The sequence below is a fragment of the Listeria farberi genome (genome assembly GCF_014229295.1).
Lineage (GTDB): Bacteria > Bacillota > Bacilli > Lactobacillales > Listeriaceae > Listeria > Listeria farberi.
This window is the reverse complement of the sequence record NZ_JAARZL010000007.1, coordinates 25,519-48,674: the sequence shown is the minus strand read 5'-3', so window position 1 is coordinate 48,674 and position 23,156 is coordinate 25,519. Positions and strand designations below refer to the sequence as shown.

Here is a 23,156-nt window from a genome sequence, read left to right as displayed (position 1 = left end):
TCTATTTCGCCACTCCGGCAACTAATTTTCCATCTTTATGTTCATAAAAAGCTTGTAATTCTGCTTCATCATGGGTTTTTCCAGTTTGTTCTAGTGAAGTTATTCTTGTTAGCATCATTTCATATTCGTTTGGAATGACGAAAATGAAATTCGCCTTTTCATCTTCCCAGTTACTAAGAATTTCTTTTGCAAACTCACTTCCAGTAAAGTTAGCATGTTGCTCGATTAATTGTTTTAGTTTAGCTAATTCTGGTGCAGATAACGTAGACCTCCTGTTTACAAGTTCGTGGTTGATTTTTGTAGTTGTTTCCTGGCTGTTTTTCGTATAAATGTAAGCAACCCCACCAGACATTCCAGCCGCAAAGTTCTCACCAATATCACCGAGAACAACTACCGTACCTCCTGTCATATATTCGCAACCATTGTCGCCGATACCTTCTACTACAGCTGTTGCACCACTATTACGTACAGCAAATCGTGCACCTGCTTTTCCGTGCATATACGCATATCCACCTGTTGCCCCGTAAAGCGTTACATTTCCAACAATCGCGGAGTCATGAGCTTTAATTGGCGTTCTATAATCTGGACTAACAATCAATTTACCACCAGAAAGCCCTTTTCCAAAATAGTCATTGGCATCGCCGTGAATTCGGAGCGTCATGCCAAGTGGCGTATAAGCACCGAAGCTTTGTCCAGCTGAACCAACAAAATCGAGTGAAATGGTATCTTCCGGCAATCCTTCTGCACCATATTTTTTGCTAATAAAGGAACCAGCAATCGTTCCAATCGCGCGGTCAACATTCCGTACATCGAAAATTCCAGTTACTTTTTCACCATTTTCTAGTGCTGGCTGAATTAATGGCACAAGTTCGCGCATATCGAGTGTTTGGTTGATTTTGTGGTCTTGTTGTTTTGTGCAATATTGGACTTGGTTTTTATAGAAATCATCGCTATAAAGCATATTCGAAAAATCGATATATTTTGCTTTCCAATGCGCTTCTTTTTTCTCGTGAGTAGTTAAAAATTCTTTATGTCCAATGATTTCTGTTAAACTTCTAAAGCCAAGTTCTGCCATCATTTCACGCATTTCAGCAACGATAAAATGGAAGAAGTTCACGACATAATCTGCTGAACCACTGAATTTTTTCCGAAGCTCAGGATTTTGCGTTGCTACCCCAACTGGACATGTATCTAAATGGCAAACACGCATCATCACACAACCTAATGTTACGAGTGGTGCAGTTGCAAAACCGAATTCTTCTGCGCCGAGCATGGCCGCAACAAGGACGTCTTTCCCTGTCATTAACTTACCGTCAGTTTCCACAACCACTTTGTTTCTAAGTCCATTGAGAAGTAACGTTTGGTGTGTTTCTGCTAAGCCAATTTCCCACGGTACTCCTGCATGACGGATACTGGTTCTTGCCGCGGCACCAGTTCCGCCTTCATAACCACTTACCAAAATAACGTCGGCATTTCCTTTTGCTACACCCGCAGCAATCGTACCAATACCAGTTTTCGAAACTAGCTTCACATTGATCCGCGCATTTTGATTCGCATTTTTCAAATCAAAAATCAGCTGAGATAAATCTTCAATGGAATAAATGTCATGATGTGGTGGTGGTGAAATCAATCCTACACCTGTTGTTGAACCACGTGTTTTCGAAATCCATGGATAAACTTTATTCCCTGGCAAGTGTCCACCTTCACCGGGTTTTGCCCCTTGAGCCATCTTGATTTGTAGCTCTTCGGCATTGACTAAGTAATGGCTTGTTACACCAAAACGACCAGATGCAATTTGTTTGATAGCACTTCTACGCCAGTCGCCATTTGCGTCAGGAATAAAGCGGTTCGGGTTTTCGCCGCCTTCTCCACTATTACTTTTCCCGCCGATACGGTTCATTGCGATAGCAAGCGCTTCATGAGCTTCTTGACTAATCGAACCATAAGACATCGCGCCAGACTTAAATCGTTTAAAAATCGCTTCTGCCGGCTCTACTTCATCCAGTGGAATCGGCTTGCGGTCACTTGTAAACGTTAATAACCCCCTTAAAAAGGCATTATTTTGATTTTGCATTAAATCTGAATATAGATTATATGTTTCTCGATCATTTTCTCGAGTAGCTTGTTGCAAAGAATGAATCGCAAGTGGGTTATATACGTGATATTCTCCGTTTGAGCGCCACTGATACTCTCCGCCTGTATTAAGTGTGAAACTTTGGTACCCGATATCATGATAGGCTTCGCGGTGTCGCAACCAAGCTTCTTGCGCGATAACTTCCAGTGGAATTCCACCAATTTGTGAGGCTGTTCCCGGGAAATAATTTTTAATCACATCATCGCCAATCCCAATCGCTTCAAAAATCTGGGCACCACGGTAACTTTGAACGGTAGAAATCCCCATTTTTGACATGATTTTTAAAATCCCATCGGTAATTGCTTCAATATATCGGCTTTCCGCCTCATCTAGCGTGAAGCCTTTAATACGTCCTTCTTTAATTAAGCCATCAAATGTATCAATTGCAAGACTTGGAAATACTGCGTCTGCCCCGTAGCCAATTAAAAGCGCACATTGATGAACGTCTCTTGCTTCTGCCGTTTTGATAATAATACTCACTTGAGTTCGCGTTCCAGCTTTAACTAAATGATGATGTAAGCCGCTGACAGCTAAAAGGGCTGGAATTCCAATCCAATCTGCGTTCACCCCGTCGTCTGATAAAATAAGCAATTCTGCCCCACCTGCGATTTTTTCATCTGCTTCTGCAAATAATACTTCTAAACGTGCCGCTAAACCATCCCCTTCCTCTGCTTTAAATAAAATTGGTAAAGTAACAGTTGGTTGGGCAAATTTTGTTTGTTGCTCAAGTGCTCTAAATTCCCTTCGAGATAAAATAGGCGTTTTCAAGCGAATCCGGTTTGCATTTTGAGCAGATGGATTTAGAATATTGCCTTCGTCTCCAAGTAGCGTCATCGCAGAGGTCACTGTTTCTTCGCGGATGCCATCAATGGGCGGATTCGTTACTTGGGCAAAAAGTTGCTTAAAATAATTAAATAATACTTGTGGTCGTTGGCTTAAGACAGCAAGTGGTGCGTCGTAACCCATCGCCCCCATTGGATCCTTTTTCTCCGTTACCATCGGAATCAAAATTTTATTTAGTTCATCTTGTGTGTATCCAAATGCACGTTGTTTTTTAAAGCGTTCTGACTTATCCATTGCTTCATAATTTAAATCTGCTGTCACTAAGTCAGCGATTTCTGCCATTTCCGCATCTAACCAGGCACGATATGGTTTTTCCAAAGTTAGATCTTCCTTTAATTCAGTGTCTGACACAATTCTGCCTTCTTCTAAATCAATTAACAACATCGTTCCTGCTCCAACAGTTTCTTTGCGAATAACCTCACTCGGATCCACTGGCACAACACCTGTTTCCGAAGAATAAATGATTGTATGGTCTTTTGTTTCGTAATAACGTGCCGGCCGTAAGCCATTTCTATCCAAAATCGTCCCGATAACACGACCATTTGTAAATGAAATCGATGTCGGTCCATCCCAAGGCTCCATTAACGTACTATGATATTCGTAAAAAGCGCGTTTTGGATCGGTCATGTGTGGATTTTTGTCCCAAGGTTCTGGAATTAACATCATCGCCGCATGAGGTAACGAACGTCCTGCCTGCACTAAAAATTCTAATGCATTATCCAAAGTAGCTGAATCACTACCACTTTCATCTATAATTGGTAGTAATTTAGCTAAATCTTCACCAAGTAAATCAGATTCTGCTCTTTTCTCCCGAGCTTTCATCCAGTTAACATTGCCTCGTTGTGTATTAATTTCACCGTTATGAATTAAATAACGATACGGATGCGCTCGTTCCCAACTTGGAAAAGTATTCGTGGAAAAACGAGAATGCACCAGCGCAAAAGCCGATACATACGCTGGATCTGCTAAGTCTAAATAATATTGATTAATTTGTTCTGGTAATAGCATTCCTTTAAAAATAACCGTTCTCGTTGATAAACTTGGAACGTAGAAAGTCTCTGTAATTTGTTCGGAAGTCGCCGCAAATTTTTCGATTTGCTTTCTAATTAAATAAAGTGCTCGTTCAAACCCAGCTTCATCTAGCTCAGCTTTTTTTTGAATGAATAGTTGATAAATCGCTGGTTCTGTTTTTCTTGCACCGGCACCAACCTTTGTTACATCAGTTGGTAATTTACGCCAACCAAGGAAAGTTTGGCCTTCACTCGCAATCAGTTTTTCCGTTTCGACCATTAAACATTCACGTTCTGTTTTGTTTTGAGGGAAATTAAACATCCCAACCGCATAATGATATTTTTCAGGCAATTTAATACCTAATTTGCTACACTCACGTCGGAAGAAAGAATCTGAAATTTCAAGTAAAATACCAGCGCCATCGCCCGTATCCCCACCAACTTCTCCACCACGGTGCTTTAACTGACAAAGCATATGAATGCCTTGCTCGACAATTTTATGAGAAGAAATCTTTTTAATATTTGCTACGAAGCCAATTCCACAAGCATCGTGCTCATTTTCCGGATTGTATAGGCCGTGTTTTTTTGGTAAATTAGTTTGTTTCATCTTAGTTCCTCCTCTTCAAAAACCGAATCCTTCAGGGGTTTTTCTGGTAATTATTTAAATTAACTGACAATTAACCAGCGATTCAGCTTACCTTACATTTCTTGTAGTATCTATTTTATTCCTTTTCATTTATCGAAACAATATATATAATAGAATAAAACAATCTCATTTCGAGAACAATTGGAGGTAAGAAATGGAACTACGACAATTAAAGTATTTTATGGAAGTAGCCCGTGTCGAACATATGACCAAAGCTAGTGAGAATTTACACGTAGCCCAATCTGCCGTTAGTAGACAGATAACGAAACTAGAGGAAGAACTAGGTGTTCCGTTATTTGATCGCATTGGTCGCAATATGCAACTTACAAGTGTCGGTCAAGATTTCCTGAGCCAAGCTACCATCGCATTAAATGAACTGCAAAAAGCGGAGGCTCTCGTAACCGAATACACTGATCCCACAAAAGGAACTGTTCGTGTTGGCTTACCCAATTCATTATCTACCAAAGTCTTGCCGTCAGTTATTTCTACTTTTCGAGAAAAATATCCACAAATCACCTACCAATTTATGGAAGGAACAAATGAAGAACTTACCGAAATGCTTGTGAATGGCGTACTTGATATGACTTTTCTTTCACCTGTCCCTGAATCTAATGAACAAATCGAAGCTATTCGTTTTTTTGATGAAAAGTTGAAATTAATCGTTCCAACAACCCACCCACTTGCAGAAAATTTCAATGTTTCACTCAAAGAACTCGCCAATGAAAAATTCGTTCTTTATCCAGAAGACTTTGATTTATATAAGATTGTTACAAAAGCGGCAAATAAAAAAGGCTTCGAACCACAGATAGCCTTTCAAAGCAGGGATTTTTACACAATTCAAGGATTGGTCGGCGCTGGGCTTGGCATTAGCATTTTACCAGAAATGATTTTAGATGGTGCAATTTTTAAAGAAACAAAAAGTATCGCTTTACGGGATAAAGAATTGCGTCGTTCCGTTGGCATTATTACGACAAAAAAACGGAACCTATCCCCTTCCGAGAATTTGTTCCGTTCCTTTATTATTTCATTCTTTTCTCATTAATTATTTTCAGAAAAAGCGGGTGGATAATGAATAGTTCCGGCTAAATTTTCTAAGCTTCCATCATACAATTCTAATAACATAAAGTATTCAGCAGGCACATCAAATGGCGCAGGAATAGCAAAATGCTCAGAAGGAATAAATCCAAATCGCGGATAATAATTAGCATGTCCAAGCACTGCAATGGCTGGATATGCTTTTTCGCGTGATAAGCGGATGCCTTCTTCCATTAGACTTGAGCCAACTCTAGTCCCTTGATATGTTGGTAAAACAGCAAGCGGTGCAAGTGCTAAAATAAACCTACTTCGTCCCGCGGCTTCAAGTGAAATTTCACTAAACATGATGTAACCAACAATAAGTCCATCCTCCGCTTCTGCGACTAGGGATAAACCCGGTTGGTAATAATCGGATGTCCGGATACTTTCAATTAAATCTGCTTCCACAGTGCCTTTAAAAGCTTCCTCATTCACACGACGAATGGCCTCGTAATCTTGTGGTTGTTCTTTACGAATAATCATTTTTACTTAGTCACTCGTTTCATTGCCATACTATCTTCTAACTGTTTCATTGCATTTAATACCACATCAGCCGTCATTTCTCCAGGCATCATATGAATTGTTTCATGCGGTTCAGTTGCACGTTTAGATACTGCCACAAGCGTTTCTTCTGCGAGTGTCGCAAGCCCCATATCATACAAACTAGTTGGAAGACTTAATTTGGAATAAAACGGTATTAGTTGGTCGATTTCATTCCATCTATTTTCGATAACTAGTTGCACTAAGATTCCATAAGCTACTTTATTACCATGTAATAAATGATGTGTTTCTGGAACCATAGTTAGCGCGTCATGAATCGAATGCGCTCCGGCACAACGGCCATAATCATCCCCAAAACCGCCAACCATTCCTCCAACTAAAATATTTGTTTCGATAATTTTCACGAATGCTTCATTTAATTCCTGGTTATCCATTGCGTTAAGTGCTTCTTCACTAAATTGCAGTAAATTATCTCGGCACATTTTAGCAGCAATATGAGCAATTTCGATTTCGACGGATTTAGTTGGTAATGATTTAATAATCACATCTGCTTCATACCATTTAGCGAGCGTATCGCCAATGCCTGCAACAAGCAATTCTTTTGGTGAATCTAAAATCATTTCCGGATCAATTAATAATAAAGCATTGCTGCTAGCGAATACATCATAACGAATCATTGCCCCTTCAACGTCATACATCACACTAAGCGGTGTATAAGCCGCACAAGTGGAAGCAAGTGTTGGTAAAATAATCACTGGTAATCGTAAAACTGCCGCTGCTGCTTTACATACATCAGCAATTTTTCCGCCACCGACTGCTATAATCGCATCCATATTATTTGTTTTCATTATCGCTACCAAACGATCACGTTCCTCATAGGTAGAACCACCATTATATACTTCAAAAGTAGATGTAACACTTGATAATTCAGGGAATTTCTTTTTAGCCACTTCCCAAGACGCATTTCCACGAACTACTAAAACATTTTTCAAACCGCGGCGTTCTAAGTGAGCAGGCAATGTATCCCATGCGTCTACTTGGCAAAAATACTCTTGTGGAGCTCCGCGAACAATCAATTCTTTATTCAACAAAAATCATCCCTTCTGTCTGGCACGGTCGGATATTCGGCTGCGACATTTATAATTCAAATTGTATCGGAACTTAAACCTACTGTCAATCGCGCTATTGCTTAGCTATTTCATCATCACCAAACCATTTTTTACTAATTTCCTGCATTTTTCCTTCTTTGTATAATTTTTCAAAAGCTTCGTTAATTTTTGTTTGCAGTTCTTTATCGCTTTTGCGCATACCTACAGCAAAATCTGTCGGATCAAAACCACCAGTTATAATGGTATAGTCATCTTTGTTTTTTTGTTTATCAATATAGTAACGTGCGTATACTTCATCAATAATCAAGCCATCAATACGTTTATTATTCAAATCAATAAAAGCTGTATCGAACGTATCATACAATTCTGGTTCGTTGTTTTTGATAATATCTGTGAGCACTTCTGGTTTTTTAGCCATATCATCAATGGAACTTGCGCCGTTTTGAGCCCCTAGTGTTTTATCTTTCATATCACTAAATTTATTAATATTATTTGACTTCAATGTCACTAATACTTGTTCATTTTTCATATAAGGTTTACTAAATGCAACTTGTTTTTTTCTTGCGTCCGTTACAGTATAGCCATTCCAAATTAAATCAATCGATCCATTTTTCAGCTCGGACTCTTTCATCGTCCAGTCAATTGGCGTGAATTTCGCTTTAATACCGTATTCTGCAAAAACAGCTTTTGCAAGATCAATATCAAACCCGACTAAATTATCATCTTTATCACGAAATCCCATTGGTACAAAACTATCATCTAAACCAATTACAACTTCCTTATCTTTTTTTATTCTACTCCACTGGTCTTCCTTGGATTCACCACTTGAACATGCCCCTAGCGCTAACATTACGATTGCCATTACCGTTATTAATAATCCTTTTTTCATATTAATTTGCCTCCTTTTTAAGTGGTTCTACTTCCATCATTTGATTTGCAACTTTTTTTGCAAAGTCGTGATCATGTGTCACAATAATCTGTGTAATACCAACATTTTTCAAACTCAAAATTAACGACGCCACATGATCTCGTAAATCAGGGTCTAAAGCCGATGTAGGTTCATCAAATAGTAGTACTTTTGGATTCATTGCGAGTGCCCGAGCAATCGCCACTCGTTGTTTTTGTCCTCCAGATAATTGATAAGGCATATTATCCGCTTTGTCTGCTAAATCAAGTAAGCCAAGTAACCGTTTAGCTTCTTTGATAGCTTCTGCTTTTTTCGTTTTCCTAGCAAGGGTTGGTGCTAAAATCAAATTATCTAACACACTTAAGTGCGGAAATAAGTGGAATTCTTGGAAAACAACACCAATCGTATTTTCGACATCTTTCCTCGACATGGGATCAATTTTTTCACCGTTAATAAAAATTTCTCCGGTATCCATTTTTTCAAGGCCACTAATACAACGAAGCAAAGTGGTTTTCCCGCCACCAGATGGTCCGACGATAGAAAGTATTTCCCCGTCTTGAAGCGCAATATTCACATTATCTAAAATCGTTTTTTGATCAAATTTTTTCGATAAATTTTTAATTTCCAACATTTTCTTCACCTCATTTATAATAACTAAAACGTTTTTCGAGTTGTTTAAATAGTAGCGTTAGGATAGCCGTTAACGTTAAGTAAATTGCAGCAACTAATACGAGCGGTATTAAGGTAACATCTCTACTCATAGCAATTTTTCCTGCTCTTAGTAAATCGCCAATGCCAAGGATGTAAACTAACGAAGAGTCTTTTACTAAATTGATGACTTCATTTCCGATTGCTGGCAAAACACGTTTGACAACTTGCGGTAAAACAATCTTTCGAAGCGTTTGACCGTAAGTAAGACCAAGAACTTTAGCACTTTCATATTGTCCGCTTTCGATTGATAGGAATCCCCCGCGGAAAATCTCTGCGAAATAAGCAGCATAATTTAGAATAAAAGCTATAAACACGGCATCCATTCGGTCAAAAACAACCCCAATAATCGGTAAACCATAATAAATAAAAATTAATTGTAAAAGTAATGGGGTGCCTCGCATAATCCAAATGTAAATGTTTAAAATAAATTTCAGCGGGGCTATTTTACTAATGTTTCCTACTGCCACTATAGCTCCGAGTGGAATAGAACAAACTAGCGTGACGACAAAAACGAGTAAGGTTGTTTTCGCCCCGTCAAGTAATGCTGGTAAAATCTCCATGATATAATCCATAATTATTCGCTCCTTTTTTACATAAAAAAATCTCGTCTCACTTGGCACAAATTGGCCAAGAGGACGAGAATACTATTCACGTGGTTCCACCTCAATTTGCTGATACTTCACAGTACCAACCTCTGTTAGTTCGAGACTAACAAGCTATAACGGGCTTAACCCGAGTTCGCCTACTCACTTATGCTTCAGCAAACCAGCTCCGAGATGTGTTCGATAACGCTATCTTTATCCTTTCACACCAACCAAGGACTCTCTTTTAAAGAATTACGCTCTACTTGTTCTGTTCGACGCTTTTACTTCTTCTTGCTAATACTCTACCACGATAAAGCGATAGAGTCAACAATTTTAATTAACAAAAAAAGACAAGCAAACGAGTCACTGTTTACTTGTCTTTTTATTAATCTTTCGCTATTAGTAAGTAATCGTCTTTTTGTTCGAAATAAAGCCGTACTTCTGTCCCTATTTCACTTTTAGATTCAATACAAATTTCATGACCTAACTTCTTCGCCATTTGTTTAGCAAGATATAGCCCCATCCCAGTAGCTTTTTTTTCTTGGCGACCGATTGTACCTGTAAAGCCTTGTTCAAATACACGAGGTAAATCTTCTTCTTTAATACCTCGACCGTTGTCTTTAATGTGAAGCACTTTTTTTCCAGTTACTTCAGTGTCGCACCAAATTTGAACATCGCCACCATCAGCAGTATATTTTAATGCGTTAGATAACACTTGGTCGATAATAAAGCCAAGCCACTTACTATCAGTTCGCACATCAATATCTACATTTTGCAAATCAAGTTTCATTTTTTTTCCAATAAAAAGTTTGGAGTGACGCTTAACTGACTCACGAACAACAGCACCAAGGTTTTGTTCTTGGATAAAATAGTCTTTAGAAAATGTATCAAGCCTTGAAAAATAGAGTGCTTGCATTACTAATTTATCAATTGTCTCTAATTCTTCATCAATCTGTGTAAAAATTGTTTTGGTATCATTTAAATCTGGGTTATTAATTAACATTTTGCTTGCTACAACAGGAGTTTTCACTTCATGTACCCAGTATAAAATGAAATCATGATATTCTTGCTGCTTATCTTGAAGTTTACTAATAGTTCGTAATTCTTCTTTATGTTTTTTTGCCATTAGCTGATTAAAAAAAGCTTGCTCACGCGTTCGCGGTTTTGGTAGTAATTCAATAATATTTTCTTCAATTTCGCCACTTACTAGGTCTTCCATTTCGCGCCAATAATTGTATTTAAAGAAGTAGCCTAACACTAAGTAAGAAAGTAGGAAGACAAAAACAAAGACATACAAGTAAATGAAATTCCCGAGAGTTAATTTACTATTAGGATCAATTGAAATTAATACCCCGACGAAAAACATAATACTGCAAAAGAACAACAAGAAAAATCGTTTATCTTTTATATAGCTCCACCAGTTCATATCGCACCTCCCTCATTCAAGTTAATTTACTTCAATTGGAATAATTTGGAATGTCGCAAAATCAAATAAGCCTTGATCGGTTAGTTTTAATTCAGGGATTACTGGTAAAGTCAGGAATGACAATGTTAAAAATGGATCAAATCCTTTAGCTTTACTTATCTGATTAAATGCTTTTAAGAGCCCAGCTAAATCATTTTCTACTTCTTCGTATGATTTATTGCTAAGAAGACCTGCGACCTGAAGTGCTAAATGATGCAATACGTTACCTGCAGCATCTACTACCGCAATGCCACCGCCTGTTTTTGTCACATGGTAGATTGCTTTTTCCATAGCCTCATCGCTCACACCAACTGCGACAATATTATGGGAATCATGCGCGACGGTCGTTGCAATTGCTCCTTCTGTTAAACCGAAACCTTTAACCACACCTAAACCAACGCAGCCAGTATTATGATGACGTTCCACAACAGCCATTTTTAGTAAGTCTTTTTCGATTGATGGGACAAATTTGCCATTTTTAATTGTAACTTGTTCAATCAGTTTTTCTGTAAAGAGATTATTTTTTTTCATCCCAATGACATAGCAAGTTTCATTTGTTAATGGAAGTTCTAAATCTTTGATGTTTAAATGATGATTAATTTTTGGAGAAATGAACTTCGCTTTGATTTCCTTTTTAAAGGCTGCTTCTTTACGAGTTCCGTTTTCAACGACTACTTGGCCATTTTTTAAAACTTTGCTAATTTCAATTGTTTTTAAGTCTTTTAGAAAAACAATATCTGCCTGATAGCCTGCTGCAACTGCACCGAGATAAGGCAAGTTATGGCAATTAGCCGCATTAATTGTCGCCATTTGGATGGCCGTAATTGGCTCAATATCGTTTTCAATTGCGAGTCGGACATTATAATTAATCGAGCCTTCTGTTATTAAATCATTAATTAGTTTATCATCCGTACAAAAACAAAAACGATGGCTATTTTTTTCCGTTACTGCTGAAATAGTTTGCTTTAAATCTCGACCAACAGTTCCTTCGCGTAGCATTACAAACATTCCCGCACGTAATCGGTCAAGTGCTTCTTCTGTATTCGTACTCTCATGATCGGTTCGAATGCCAACAGCAAGATAATTATTTAAATCCGCACTCGTTAAACCCGCCCCGTGGCCATCAATTCTGCCACCTTCTTTTTTTGCATCAATAATTTTTGTCAAAATATCAGCACTACCTTTTGCAACAGATGGGAAGTCCATCACTTCTGCGAGACCGATTACTTTTTCGTGTTTATAAAGAGGATGAAGATGTTTTGCATGAAGTGTTTCGCCGTTATGTTCACCTTCTGTTGCTGGTACGGATGATGGTAGCATGACAAACATATCGAGTGGGGCACCTTTTGCATCTTCAAGCATAAATTCAATGCCTTTTTCTCCGGCAACATTGGCGATTTCATGTGGATCCGTAATAATTGTAGTTACGCCATTTGGAAGCAAAACCCTGGCAAACTCAGAAGGTGTTACCATTGCACTTTCAACATGGACGTGCGCATCAATAAAACCTGGTACGATAAATTCTCCAGCAGCATCAATTATTTGATCGGCATCCGGAAAATGGCCAATTCCAGCTATATAGCCGTTTTTAATTGCAATATCACCTTCCATAATTTCACCTGAAAATACATTTACTATACGTCCGTTTTTAATAACTAAATCTGCTTTTGCACGGCCATCACTTACTGCGACCCGCTCCTGCAGTTGCTTTAAATTCTCCACCGATTTTTCGCCTCCATTAATTATGCTCCAAAAAAACCTTCGTCAAGTAAATAACCTTCTGCTGCTTCTATCGTTGGGAAAACGGCTTCTAAATTTTCTCCTGTGTAAATAACCCACATTTTATTTTCATAGACTAAAGAAAGTTTTTCCCCTTCATTGTCTTGATATATTTTTGTAAAACCTTCTTTAAACCCGTCTTCATCTTTATCCATATACTCTTTCGCTTCAAGTAACAATACGCGAATTTCATTTTGAGAGTAGTCTTTTACGTTAACGTAGCCTTGCTTATCTAGCGGTTCTACTTCTAAAAACGGAGCGTAAATAAACGCATTTCCATTAGGGTGAAGATGTTTGACGATGATTTTTTTATCTCTTTTACTCGCCGGATAATGTACGTTCACGCGCCCCATAGAAATTTCATGCAGCTCAAAACCATCGATTGATTCTATTAGCGCTTTTTTATCTTCAAAATTTAACATAATATATTTTTGCCTCCATGATTAATTTTCTTTTAAAATATCCGTCACGAGCGCTGGTAACCAAACTTGTAGATTTTCAAAAGTAAAGCCAGCTTCTGTCGCTTTTCTATTATCTAAGTAATACGTTTTATTAATGCTAAACGGCGATTCATCCACATCATCTGTTACTTCTTCTACGAGTGCCACTTCACCTATTTTCGTTTCAAGCATTTTGATAAAAGCATTTAACGAATATGTACCGTTAGAGCTAGCATTAATTGGTCCAGTAAGGTCTGATTCCACCCCTACCCATTCTAAAAAATGAGCCGCTTCATCTGAGGTAATAAAACTTATTTCCGCCTGCGCATTACTAATACCAATTTCTTCATGGTTTTTAATATGCTCCAAATGAAAATGTAGACGTTTTGTATAATCATCGCATCCAAGGACAATGGGAAAACGGACTGCTACTACTGGAAAAGAAGCTTTTTGAAAAAACACAGCTTCAGCAAGTCGTTTGCCTTCCCCGTAATCAAAATCATCTTTGTCACCACTCACAATTTCATAATGTGCTGAATTAAAATCATCCTCGACCAAAGCGCGGTCTTTTTGACTATAAACAGACAAAGAAGATGTATATATGTATCGTTTTACTTTTCCTTTAAATGCATCTACTGCATAAAGAGCTTCTTTCGGTGAGAAACAAATATTATCATAAATAATGTCCCATTCTTCTTTTGCTAATTGGAATAAGGCATCTCTTGATTCACGGTCTAATACAACACGCTTTACAGAATCACCAAAATCATCTTTTGTTTTCCCTCTCGTGCCAATGGTAATATCATGCCCAGCAGAAACAAGACGCTCTACTAATTTCTTTCCAAAAAACGCGTACCACCAAATACTAAAATTTTCATATTGACTCCTCCTTCATTTACGAAAAACAGGAAGTTCGCGTTTTTTGGCGCTATCTTCCTGTTTACTTTCTTCATTCAATCATATAACCTTGCCCTTTTTTAGTCTTAATAAATTCATCTAAGCCGATTTCAGCTAGTTTTTTACGAATTCGTACAACGTTGACTGTAAGTGTATTATCATCTACAAAACTTTCATCTTCCCAAAGTGCACGCATAATTTCATCGCGACTTACAATGCTACCTTTTTGTTTCATTAATTCATATAAAATCAAAAATTCATTTTTCGTTAATTCAATTTTATCTTCTAAATGGGTAAGTGTATTAGTATCAATGTGTAAAAATACATTATTATGTTCCATTACGTTCGCTTCTTCTAAATCCGCATACGAATATGTCCGTCTCAAAAGTGCATTTATCCTAGCCATTAATACATCCAAATCCACTGGCTTTTCAATATAATAATCTGCCCCCATGTTCATTCCCATGATTTGATCCATTCGCGAGTTACGTGATGATAAGAAAATAATTGGTACATTCGAAACTTCGCGAATTTGATTACACCAGTAGAATCCATCAAAAAATGGCAGATTCACATCTAAAATAACCAATTGAGGCTCAAAAGATAAAAACTCTTGTAAAATATTATTAAAATCATCAACAATCCCTATTTCAAATCCCCATTTACTTAAATGTTTTCTGATAGTATCACGAATTACCTCATCATCTTCTACGATATATACCTTAACCATTTCTTGTACCTCCTCGGCAGAACTCTCTTTTCATTTTAGCTGAATTAAACACAAAAGCCAATTACTTTTTATCTGCCATAACGATTTTAATAAAAGAATTAATGCATAAAAAGTAATAAGCTGCATAACAAATAATGTAAATACACGTTCCAATTAAAACAGGATATTTTATATTATCCATTAAGTTAATCGAAATTCCCCACAAGGCAGCCATTGAATGGGCGATTCCAAAAAATAATGGAATAGCAAAAATAGGCCAAACTTGTTTGGAAATAATCCTTCGTACTTCCTTTTCGGTAACACCTAATTTAAATAATATATCAAACTTAGATTTTTCAGATACAGCATCCGTTACAAGTTTGAAATAAATAATACTACCTGTCGCTAAGAAAAATACAATTCCAATGAAAATTCCAATAAATAATAAGGAGCCTACTAATGTGGAAATCAAATGATAATTCGTATAATAAGAAGAAACATTTTCAGAAAAAAGTGAAGGTTCCCCGTCCACGATAGTTTGCACTTTCTTATCTAAATCTTCACTGTGATTAGGATTCGTAATATCGAACATTGCTACTAATTCTGGCGAGAATACTCTTTCTAAATCATCATAATATTCATCTGAAACAACGAGCGTCTCATAAGAAATACCCGTATTGAAAATGGAGTTCTCTCGAAAATCAACTACTTTTATTGGTGGCATTTTTTTAGCCAATGGTTCGTTCGATTGGATTACCATTTTTCTTGTTAGCCATTTATCTTGAATTTCCTGCCTAGCGTAGTAGGTGGTTTTTCCAAGTAAAATAGCGTCTCCATATGCTAGTTTTTTTGGCTTCTCAAAATCACTTTGTTGTTTTGCACCAATACGATTATATTCAGATTCGGCTACAACCGTATGAATCATATTATCCATCCGCATTTTATATTTAGGCATATCTTTATATTTTAGCTTAGCACTAACCATTTCTGCTTGCATCAAACTTTTTAATTGATGGTTTTGATCACTCTGTATCGTTTGAATAATTTTTTGTTCATCTTTTGCCGAAATATCAAGTACTTGGTAACTAGAAGGATTTTCTGCTGAAATATCATTTATCGTTCGGACATAAAAGCTACTCATCGACCCAATAATCGTTAAAGTCGTCGCACTTAACACCGCAATCATCGCAATCGTTCCAGCATTTTTCTTTAATCTAAAGCGAAGAGACGTCACACCAATCATGTTTGTTCCGTTGTAAAAGAAACGTTTATTTCCATATAACTTATGGATCACATATGGTGTTCCAAATCTGACCATAAGCCATGTACCTAAAATAACAGCGCATAAAATTACTAGAACTACATCAAAAAAATCATATGCTAACCAAATGGTTGATTCTTCAATATTGCTAGTTGCCAAATAGTATCCAGATATAATAAGAACAAATCCAATTAACATTAAAATCACAGAACCTTTAGCTACTTTCTCTTCTTTTTCATCGTTTTTAAATAATTGGCTTAAATTATATCTTAATACAATGAAAACAGCATAAAAAGATGTAAATAGCATGATTCCAAAAAAAACAAGCCCTGTATCAACAATCGCTTTAAATGAAATAATAAATTCTGCATCTATCGCTAGTCCAACGATCCAAAATAAAATCATCGCGAAAAACTTTGAAGAAAATATCCCAATTAAAACACCAAACAAAGTCGCAAGCATGTATAATAAAGCATTTTCATAAAATAAAACTACAACTATTTGTGATTTCCGTAATCCAAGCAATGAATAAAGTCCAATTTCTCGTTTCCTTCTTTTAAGAAAAAAACTGTTAGAATAAAATATGAAAAAGAAAATAAATAATATCAACATTACACTCGCAGATGAAAACATTGCTGGACCAAACAATTCCCATCGTTTAAAAACCTTATCAATGAGTGGATTATAAGAAAGTGAAACAAATGTAAAAAATACTAATACACACACAATAAGCGAAACAAAGTAGACGATATATTGGTTAAAATTCTTTCGCATATTGGTCAGCGCAATTTTAAATAACATTATTTTCGCCACCTCCAAGAAGCGCCAACACATCTAACACCTTTTGGAAAAATTGTTTTCGTGAGCTTGTTCCGCGGTATATTTCGGTAAAAATTTCGCCATCTTTAATGAACATAATTCGTTCGCAGTAACTCGCTGCAAAAGCATCGTGGGTGACCATCAAAATAGTAGAATCACGTACACTTTTAGCTTGAGAGAGCCCCTCTAACAAATTAGTTGCTGATTTAGAATCAAGAGCGCCTGTTGGTTCATCAGCAAAGATTAATGTGGGTTCTGTAATCATTGCACGACAAACCGCCGTTCTTTGTTTTTGCCCTCCTGAAATATCTGTCGGGTATTTATTCCTGAGATCGTAAATGCCAAACTGGCGCGCGATAATCTCAAAACGTTCATCAATTTCTGTTTGCTTTACACGTGCTAGGGCTAGAGGTAGCACAATATTATCTTTTACTGTCATTGTATCTAATAAATTATAATCTTGAAAAATAAAGCCTAGCTGATCTCTACGAAACACAGCTAAATCTTTTCCTTTCATTTTAGAAAGCTGTTTCCCGCCAATTTCTATTTCTCCAGAAGTAGGTTTATCTATAGAAGATAAAACATTAAGTAATGTGGATTTACCTGCACCTGATGGGCCCATAATACCTACAAATGAGCCTCTTTGAATTTCTAAACTAATACTTCCTAACGCAGAAAACAAGTTTCCTTTTGAACCATATACTTTTCTGACTTTAAGCGCCTTTAGCACTGTATCCATTGTTTTCCTCCCGTTATACGATTATTTGCTTATTTTACCTTATAATGAGCTAAGATACCATGGGCTATAGTTGTATTTATCAAAAAAATCATTTCTCTATTTTAAGAAAACAGAAAAATGATCCTTGGTATTATTTTTTTTCAATGAATATTTCTTCCCCAACTGTATTATCATCTGTATACGTTTCTTGCATGGACTGGATAATTGCTCTTAATTCTTCTAAACTAACAGACACATCTGCCGCAACAATATCCCAAGCAACCTCTTCCCGGCCGTTGATCGATGTCATAATCTTTAATCTACCCTGAGAAAAAAGAATCACTGCTGGCTTAATTAGTTCTGTCCCTTTAATTTCATTCCATGGCTTAAAATCGCCACGATAAGCAAGGCCACGTTCTGTTAACTCTACAGTCGGTGCAATATTGATTAAACGCAGTAATGGTCGTAAAACACAAAGACCAATAAACACAAGTAAAATCACTTCCTCTGTACCTGTAACACCTTTTATATGACTAAAAATAACATATAATAATAATCCTGCAGCAATCCAAAGTAAACAACTTGAAAAAATTAGGCGGCGGTTTACGCCAAATTCAATTTTTTCGGTTTTATTCGTTTGATTCAGCTCATCTTCTATCATCATTTTCCTCCAGTTTACTTCTCTCTTATTTCTATTGTACTAAAAATGTACTACAATGAAAAGAAAGCATTTTATTGTTTAAAATCGCTAGCAAAACAGATTATTTATTGTTGACGTTTCTAGCATTTATGATATAATTTCTTTAATGCTTTTAAGTAGTAAAATATAAAAACTAATAAAGGAGGAGAACATCATCGATCAAGTTATCTTAATTGGCTTCATGGGAGCTGGAAAAACAACGGTTGGCAATATACTCGCAAAGTTAGCTGATTTGCCTTATATTGATATTGACGAAGTAATTATTCGCGAACAAGGAATGAGTGTATCTGAAATTTTTGCAAAGTATGGTGAACAAGAATTCCGCCGGCTAGAACATGAGAAATTAAAAGAACTAGCTAATACCAAAGCCGTTATTGCAACAGGCGGTGGTATCGTTCTAAATCCTGAAAATAGAAAAGTTTTAAAAAATACATATCCGGTTATTTATTTAGAAACTGATCCTGAAGTATTTATGAATCGTTTAAAAGGTGATACGACACGCCCACTAGTTCAACAAAAATCTCCTGAAGAAATTCGTGCAATTTTTGAACCGAGAATTGCCCATTATCAAGATTCCGCAGACTTCATTGTAAATACTGACAACCGCAATCAACACGAAGTAGCTAAAGCCATTTTAATGATGCTTGATAAGTAGAAAAGAGCGCTAATAATTTAGCGCTCTTTTTTTACTCTGTGCAGTGTCGACACCACATATCCGGCAAAACGGAAGTATAATCTTTCGTAAATGTTAATAAGTCATAAAACATACTATCGGCATAACCTGCATCAATATTTTCGATTTTATTCAGTTCTATTTCACGATGAAGCGATTCAAGCGCGGCATCACGAAGACCAGGAAGTACATAGCCAGTTATTTTAATTTGTGCTAACGCAGCCGAAACAGTTATCCGGTCTGATTCTCTTACAGCACTACCATATTCCGCTAAAAGTTGTTGTAAACGGTCCACTCCATCATCTTTTGCTGGCACATAGGTAGAATGTTTGACTGTTTCCATCATGTATCGCGGAAAAGCAGCTAAATTAAGACCTTGGTCACTCTTATCGCTAAAATATTCTTCTAAACGATGTAATACCTCCATTCCATCTTCATAGCCAAAAGGGCTGAATGAATCGGTTTTGTCTAAATAATAACTTGCTTTAAAATGTTCTTTAAAATGGGGATGGGTTGTCTCTAGGTCAAGTGCAGCATCTGGGCGGTCAATATACATAGTAATAGCCATTTTATAAGTTCCTCCATTCATGTGAAATCCGTTACATACATCTTACCAAATTCAACCAGTTATGGAAAGCGAAAAAATATTATGACAATTTATCGACAATTTCATGTCTTTTTCATTGTTTATTTTGTATCTTAAATAACTTTTCAATGCTAAAACAGTATATTTTTTAAATTATGATATTTAAAAAGTTAAAAATAACACCTTTGACCATATTTTTAATTCATGGTTAAATAATAACTGGACTTGATTTCTGCAAATCTCGTCTGTTAATTTAACTTAGTCAAACACACACACTCGAAAAACAAAAACCGCCATTTATCCCATTTTGGCGGTTTTTGTTTTTTTATTTTAAATTTAAAACGGTCACAGCTTCAATATGGGTCGTCATTGGAAACATATCTACAGGTTGTACTTTCTTCGCTTCATAACCGCCTTCTGTTAATATTTTCATATCTCGAGCTAGTGTTCCTGGATTACAAGAAACATAAACAACCTTTTTCGGTTTCATTGCAAGGATTGTGTCAAGGAGTGTTTCGTCGCAACCTTTTCTCGGTGGGTCAACTACTAAAACATCTGCTACGATACCATTTTTATACCACTGAGGAATAACCTCTTCTGCTTTACCTGTTTCAAAGGTTGTATTCGTTAGGTTATTTAATTTCGCATTTGCACGGGCATCTTGAATAGCTTGGTCAACGATTTCAACCCCATAAACATGTTTTGCTTTTTTAGCAAGGCAAAGCGAAATGGAGCCAATTCCACAATATGCATCAATCACAGTTTCTTCACCAGTTAATTCTGCAGAATCAATAGCTTGTTGATACAAAACCTCTGTTTGCAAAGGATTTACTTGATAAAAAGAACGTGCAGAAATGGCAAACTTAATACCATGAATCGTATCTTCAATAATATCTTTTCCCCAAAGTGTTTTTATGCGATCACCGAAAATTACATTTGTTTTTTGTGGATTAATATTTTGAACGATGGAATGTACTTCTAATTGATTCGTTAAATCATGAATAATTTCCGCTTTAAAAGGGAGACGCTCTTTCGTCGTTACAAGGACAATCATTAATTGCCCTGTAGTATGTGCAAACCTAGTCATAATATGGCGGATATCACCTTTACCCGTTTTTTCATCATAAGGTTCCGTACCATATTTAGCCAGAATTTCTCTTGTTTTTTGAACAGCGAGATCTCCTTTTTCATTATGAATTAGACAAGTTGACATATCAATAATATCATGACTTCTTTTTTGATAAAAACCAGCTGTTAATTTCCCATTCACAAAGCCAACTGGGACTTGTGATTTATTACGGTAACGCCACGGATTTTCCATACCAAGGGTTTCTGGTACTTCTACGCTTAATTTACCAATACGTTTCATCGTTTCTTCTACTTGATTTCGTTTAAAAGCTAATTGTCCGCTGTAACTCAAATGTTGTAAACTACAACCGCCACACTTTGAATAAACGGCACAAGGTGGTTCAACACGTTCAGTACTAACAACTTCAATAGTTTCCATCCGTGCAAAACCGTAATTTTTATTTAATTTAGTAATTTTTGCTCTCACTTTTTCTCCGGGCAGTGCATTTGGAATGAAAAGTGGGTAGCCATCAATCTTGCCTACACCACTACCATCATGTGTTAAATCTTCAATAGTTAGTTCAACAAATTGATTCTTTTTTAAAAGGGATACTTTCAAAGTCCCTTGCTCCTCTCTTTGCTTTACTTAATAATGTACTCGATGCCGATTGGTTCTGTGATAGTGGCTTCTTTTTGGTCTTTAAATATAAGCATCGTATTTTTTTGCAAAGTAAAATCATATATAAATGATTTTGGATAAATCATTACATTCTTTTGAGCGCTTAAATTCTTTGTATTGTCATTTATCGTTATTTCATCAGGAATTTTATTGCTAAAAATATTTGCAGCTACTTCGGCATCTTTGCTTGAGTAAGCCGTTTCAAGGGTTAATTTAATATCGTTTTTATTGGTCGTTTCTACTTTTATAGCTTTTGGTCCTGTTTCAATCGTTCGTTCACCACTTTTAATTTCGTAATTAGCAAGCTTTTTTTGGATAGTAGTTGTTGGATAGCGATATTTTGTATTAGTAATATATTCTGAAACTTTTTTTGCATCAATACGAAGACGATATGCTTTCATTTCTTTGTAGCGATTATTAGAAGAAGCTAATTTATTTAAAATTTCAGGATTAGTTGTGGCTATAATTAAATCACCATTTTTAGCGATTGTGGCCTCTGTACTCGGAGATGGGATAGACAAAAATACATTATCTTCTAAGGGAATTTGCATTTGGTCATTTACCCATACTTTATTACTTTCAATTAATTCCGTTTTACTTACTGTTGGAGCTTGTTCTTCGGCATCAACTCGCCAGAAGAAGAATATAGCCGTTGCGATAGTAATGATAAGAATAAGAATAGCTATTATCATAATGAATTTTTTTAATACATATCCACTTGTCATATCGCTTTCACCTCATTTCATGTCAGAATACCTATTATACTTGTTTTGTTCAAATAAGACAAATATCTAACAATAATTACATCCTTCTTACTATGTTGCAGTTAGGACATTTAGGCTAAAGAAAAAAACTACCATGTTGGGCAGTTTTAGTTATTTTCTTTTATAAATAAATCGGTTGCTGGTATATCATCTACACTCGCAAAAAATTCAATATGTTGTTTCAAATTGCGGAATGCCATTGGCGTTTCCCCACCAAGCTCTCCGTCAAGGTTAATTAACATTTTGTCTTCAGAGTGTACAATTACTGTTTCTGATTTCACATAAATAACGTTTGGTTCTTTAATATGATCTCCTCTAAGTGCCAGAGTAACTAAGCGAATAAATTCTGCTAAATTCACTTTTTTGACGATGATGAGCGAAAACTTACCATCATCTAACTTGGCATCAGGGGCAATTTTTTCAAAGCCTCCGATAGAATTGGTTAAACCTAAAAGAAAAAACATGACTTCCCCTTCAAAGACACCTTGATCATATTCTACTTTTACTTTAGTAGCTTTCAAAGAAGGTAGCATTTCAATTCCTTTTAAATAATAAGCTAATTGTCCAAGCATCGTTTTTAATCGACTGGGGACATCATATGTGAGCTCTGTGAGTCTACCCCCGCCGCCAATATTAATAAAATAAGTATCATTTGCTTTACCTATATCCATTGCTACACTTTGACCAGCTGCTATAATCTTCGTTGCTTTTATCACGTCTCTAGGAACATGTAAGGCTCTTGCAAAATCATTCGTTGTTCCTGTTGGAATAATCCCCACTTTTGGTCGATATTCTTTTTCGGCAATACCGTTAATGACTTCATTAATGGTTCCGTCTCCGCCTGCCGCTACAACTAAATCAAATCGATTTCTTACAGCTTCTTCCGCAGCATGTTTAGCGTCATCTGGTTCTGCAGTTGTTGCGTGGGCAGATGTTACGTAGCCTGCTTGCTCTAATATCGAAAGGACATCTGCGAGATTTTTCTTAATAATTTCTCTTCCAGATGTGGGATTATAAATAACTCGAGCGTGTTTTTGCATTATGTTCGTCCTCTCCTTCATTCAAACAGCGTTGTTCAA

General features: G+C 36.4%; 19 protein-coding genes, 1 pseudogene and 1 other annotated feature. Of the genes and pseudogenes, 2 read left to right on the top strand and 18 right to left on the bottom strand.

Features of this window, described 5'->3' with window-relative positions; all coding sequences use genetic code 11:
- Position 1: 1 nt before the first annotated feature.
- Entirely contained in the window at positions 2–4,594 is a 4,593-nt protein-coding gene (gltB, locus tag HCB38_RS14205) for a glutamate synthase large subunit (RefSeq protein ID WP_185638850.1), read from the bottom strand.
- Positions 4,595–4,787: 193 nt separating this feature from the next.
- Between gltB and gltC the strand changes: the two genes are divergently transcribed.
- A complete protein-coding gene (gene gltC, locus HCB38_RS14200) occupies positions 4,788–5,675 on the top strand; it encodes a glutamate biosynthesis transcriptional regulator GltC (RefSeq protein WP_185620037.1) in 888 nt (295 codons plus the stop codon).
- On the opposite strand, the gene HCB38_RS14195 is transcribed toward gltC, so the two are convergent.
- The 13 genes and pseudogenes from HCB38_RS14195 to HCB38_RS14135 all read right to left on the bottom strand — a co-directional run bounded on the left by HCB38_RS14195 (position 5,672) and on the right by HCB38_RS14135 (position 18,268).
- Complete coding sequence (locus HCB38_RS14195) at positions 5,672–6,190, bottom strand: GNAT family N-acetyltransferase (protein ID WP_185320009.1); 519 nt, start codon at positions 6,188–6,190, stop codon at positions 5,672–5,674. The two genes, gltC and HCB38_RS14195, sit on opposite strands and share 4 nt — an antisense overlap.
- A 2-nt stretch (positions 6,191–6,192) precedes the next feature.
- Positions 6,193–7,299: an iron-containing alcohol dehydrogenase family protein gene (locus HCB38_RS14190; RefSeq protein WP_185320008.1), complete on the bottom strand. Its 1,107-nt coding sequence runs from the start codon at positions 7,297–7,299 to the stop codon at positions 6,193–6,195.
- A 91-nt stretch (positions 7,300–7,390) separates the two neighbouring features.
- Positions 7,391–8,206 (bottom strand): amino acid ABC transporter substrate-binding protein, encoded by an 816-nt coding sequence (locus HCB38_RS14185; protein WP_185320007.1) that lies wholly within the window; start codon positions 8,204–8,206, stop codon positions 7,391–7,393.
- A 1-nt stretch (position 8,207) separates the two neighbouring features.
- On the bottom strand, positions 8,208–8,855 hold the full coding sequence (locus HCB38_RS14180; RefSeq protein ID WP_185320006.1) for an amino acid ABC transporter ATP-binding protein: 648 nt from the start codon (positions 8,853–8,855) through the stop codon (positions 8,208–8,210).
- A gap of 10 nt (positions 8,856–8,865) precedes the next feature.
- Positions 8,866–9,507: an amino acid ABC transporter permease gene (locus tag HCB38_RS14175; RefSeq protein ID WP_185638848.1), complete on the bottom strand. Its 642-nt coding sequence runs from the start codon at positions 9,505–9,507 to the stop codon at positions 8,866–8,868.
- Positions 9,508–9,563: 56 nt separating this feature from the next.
- Positions 9,564–9,804 (bottom strand) — a binding site (T-box leader).
- A gap of 100 nt (positions 9,805–9,904) precedes the next feature.
- Entirely contained in the window at positions 9,905–10,945 is a 1,041-nt protein-coding gene (locus HCB38_RS14170; protein WP_185320004.1) for a sensor histidine kinase, read from the bottom strand.
- Positions 10,946–10,966: 21 nt separating this feature from the next.
- The gene (gene ade, locus HCB38_RS14165) at positions 10,967–12,706 is read right to left on the bottom strand and encodes an adenine deaminase (protein WP_185638845.1); all 1,740 of its coding nucleotides are present in this window, start codon (positions 12,704–12,706) and stop codon (positions 10,967–10,969) included.
- Between the two features lie 20 nt (positions 12,707–12,726).
- Positions 12,727–13,185 (bottom strand): hypothetical protein, encoded by a 459-nt coding sequence (locus HCB38_RS14160; protein ID WP_185320002.1) that lies wholly within the window; start codon positions 13,183–13,185, stop codon positions 12,727–12,729.
- A 21-nt stretch (positions 13,186–13,206) separates the two neighbouring features.
- Positions 13,207–14,081, bottom strand: a pseudogene (locus HCB38_RS14155) (SDR family oxidoreductase).
- Positions 14,082–14,152: 71 nt separating this feature from the next.
- Positions 14,153–14,830: a two-component system response regulator VirR gene (gene virR, locus HCB38_RS14150; RefSeq protein ID WP_185320000.1), complete on the bottom strand. Its 678-nt coding sequence runs from the start codon at positions 14,828–14,830 to the stop codon at positions 14,153–14,155.
- 61 nt (positions 14,831–14,891) lie between these two features.
- Positions 14,892–16,871 (bottom strand): ABC transporter permease, encoded by a 1,980-nt coding sequence (locus tag HCB38_RS14145; protein WP_185620044.1) that lies wholly within the window; start codon positions 16,869–16,871, stop codon positions 14,892–14,894.
- Positions 16,861–17,628: an ABC transporter ATP-binding protein gene (locus HCB38_RS14140; RefSeq protein WP_185319998.1), complete on the bottom strand. Its 768-nt coding sequence runs from the start codon at positions 17,626–17,628 to the stop codon at positions 16,861–16,863. Before HCB38_RS14140 ends, HCB38_RS14145 begins: the two co-directional genes overlap by 11 nt.
- A gap of 130 nt (positions 17,629–17,758) precedes the next feature.
- Positions 17,759–18,268: a hypothetical protein gene (locus HCB38_RS14135; protein WP_185319997.1), complete on the bottom strand. Its 510-nt coding sequence runs from the start codon at positions 18,266–18,268 to the stop codon at positions 17,759–17,761.
- 175 nt (positions 18,269–18,443) lie between these two features.
- Between HCB38_RS14135 and HCB38_RS14130 the strand changes: the two genes are divergently transcribed.
- Positions 18,444–18,962, top strand: coding sequence for a shikimate kinase (locus tag HCB38_RS14130; protein WP_311769041.1), 519 nt, complete (start codon positions 18,444–18,446; stop codon positions 18,960–18,962).
- Between the two features lie 31 nt (positions 18,963–18,993).
- Here HCB38_RS14130 and HCB38_RS14125 read toward each other — a convergent pair whose 3' ends face one another.
- The 4 genes from HCB38_RS14125 to HCB38_RS14110 all read right to left on the bottom strand — a co-directional run bounded on the left by HCB38_RS14125 (position 18,994) and on the right by HCB38_RS14110 (position 23,117).
- Positions 18,994–19,548 carry a molybdate metabolism regulator gene (locus tag HCB38_RS14125; protein WP_185638843.1) on the bottom strand — a complete coding sequence of 185 codons (555 nt, stop codon included), beginning with the start codon at positions 19,546–19,548 and terminating at the stop codon, positions 18,994–18,996.
- A 343-nt stretch (positions 19,549–19,891) separates the two neighbouring features.
- Complete coding sequence (gene rlmD, locus HCB38_RS14120) at positions 19,892–21,253, bottom strand: 23S rRNA (uracil(1939)-C(5))-methyltransferase RlmD (protein ID WP_185638841.1); 1,362 nt, start codon at positions 21,251–21,253, stop codon at positions 19,892–19,894.
- 23 nt (positions 21,254–21,276) lie between these two features.
- Positions 21,277–22,038: a hypothetical protein gene (locus tag HCB38_RS14115; RefSeq protein ID WP_185319994.1), complete on the bottom strand. Its 762-nt coding sequence runs from the start codon at positions 22,036–22,038 to the stop codon at positions 21,277–21,279.
- Positions 22,039–22,184: 146 nt separating this feature from the next.
- Complete coding sequence (locus HCB38_RS14110; protein ID WP_185319993.1) at positions 22,185–23,117, bottom strand: diacylglycerol kinase; 933 nt, start codon at positions 23,115–23,117, stop codon at positions 22,185–22,187.
- Positions 23,118–23,156 lie beyond the last annotated feature (39 nt).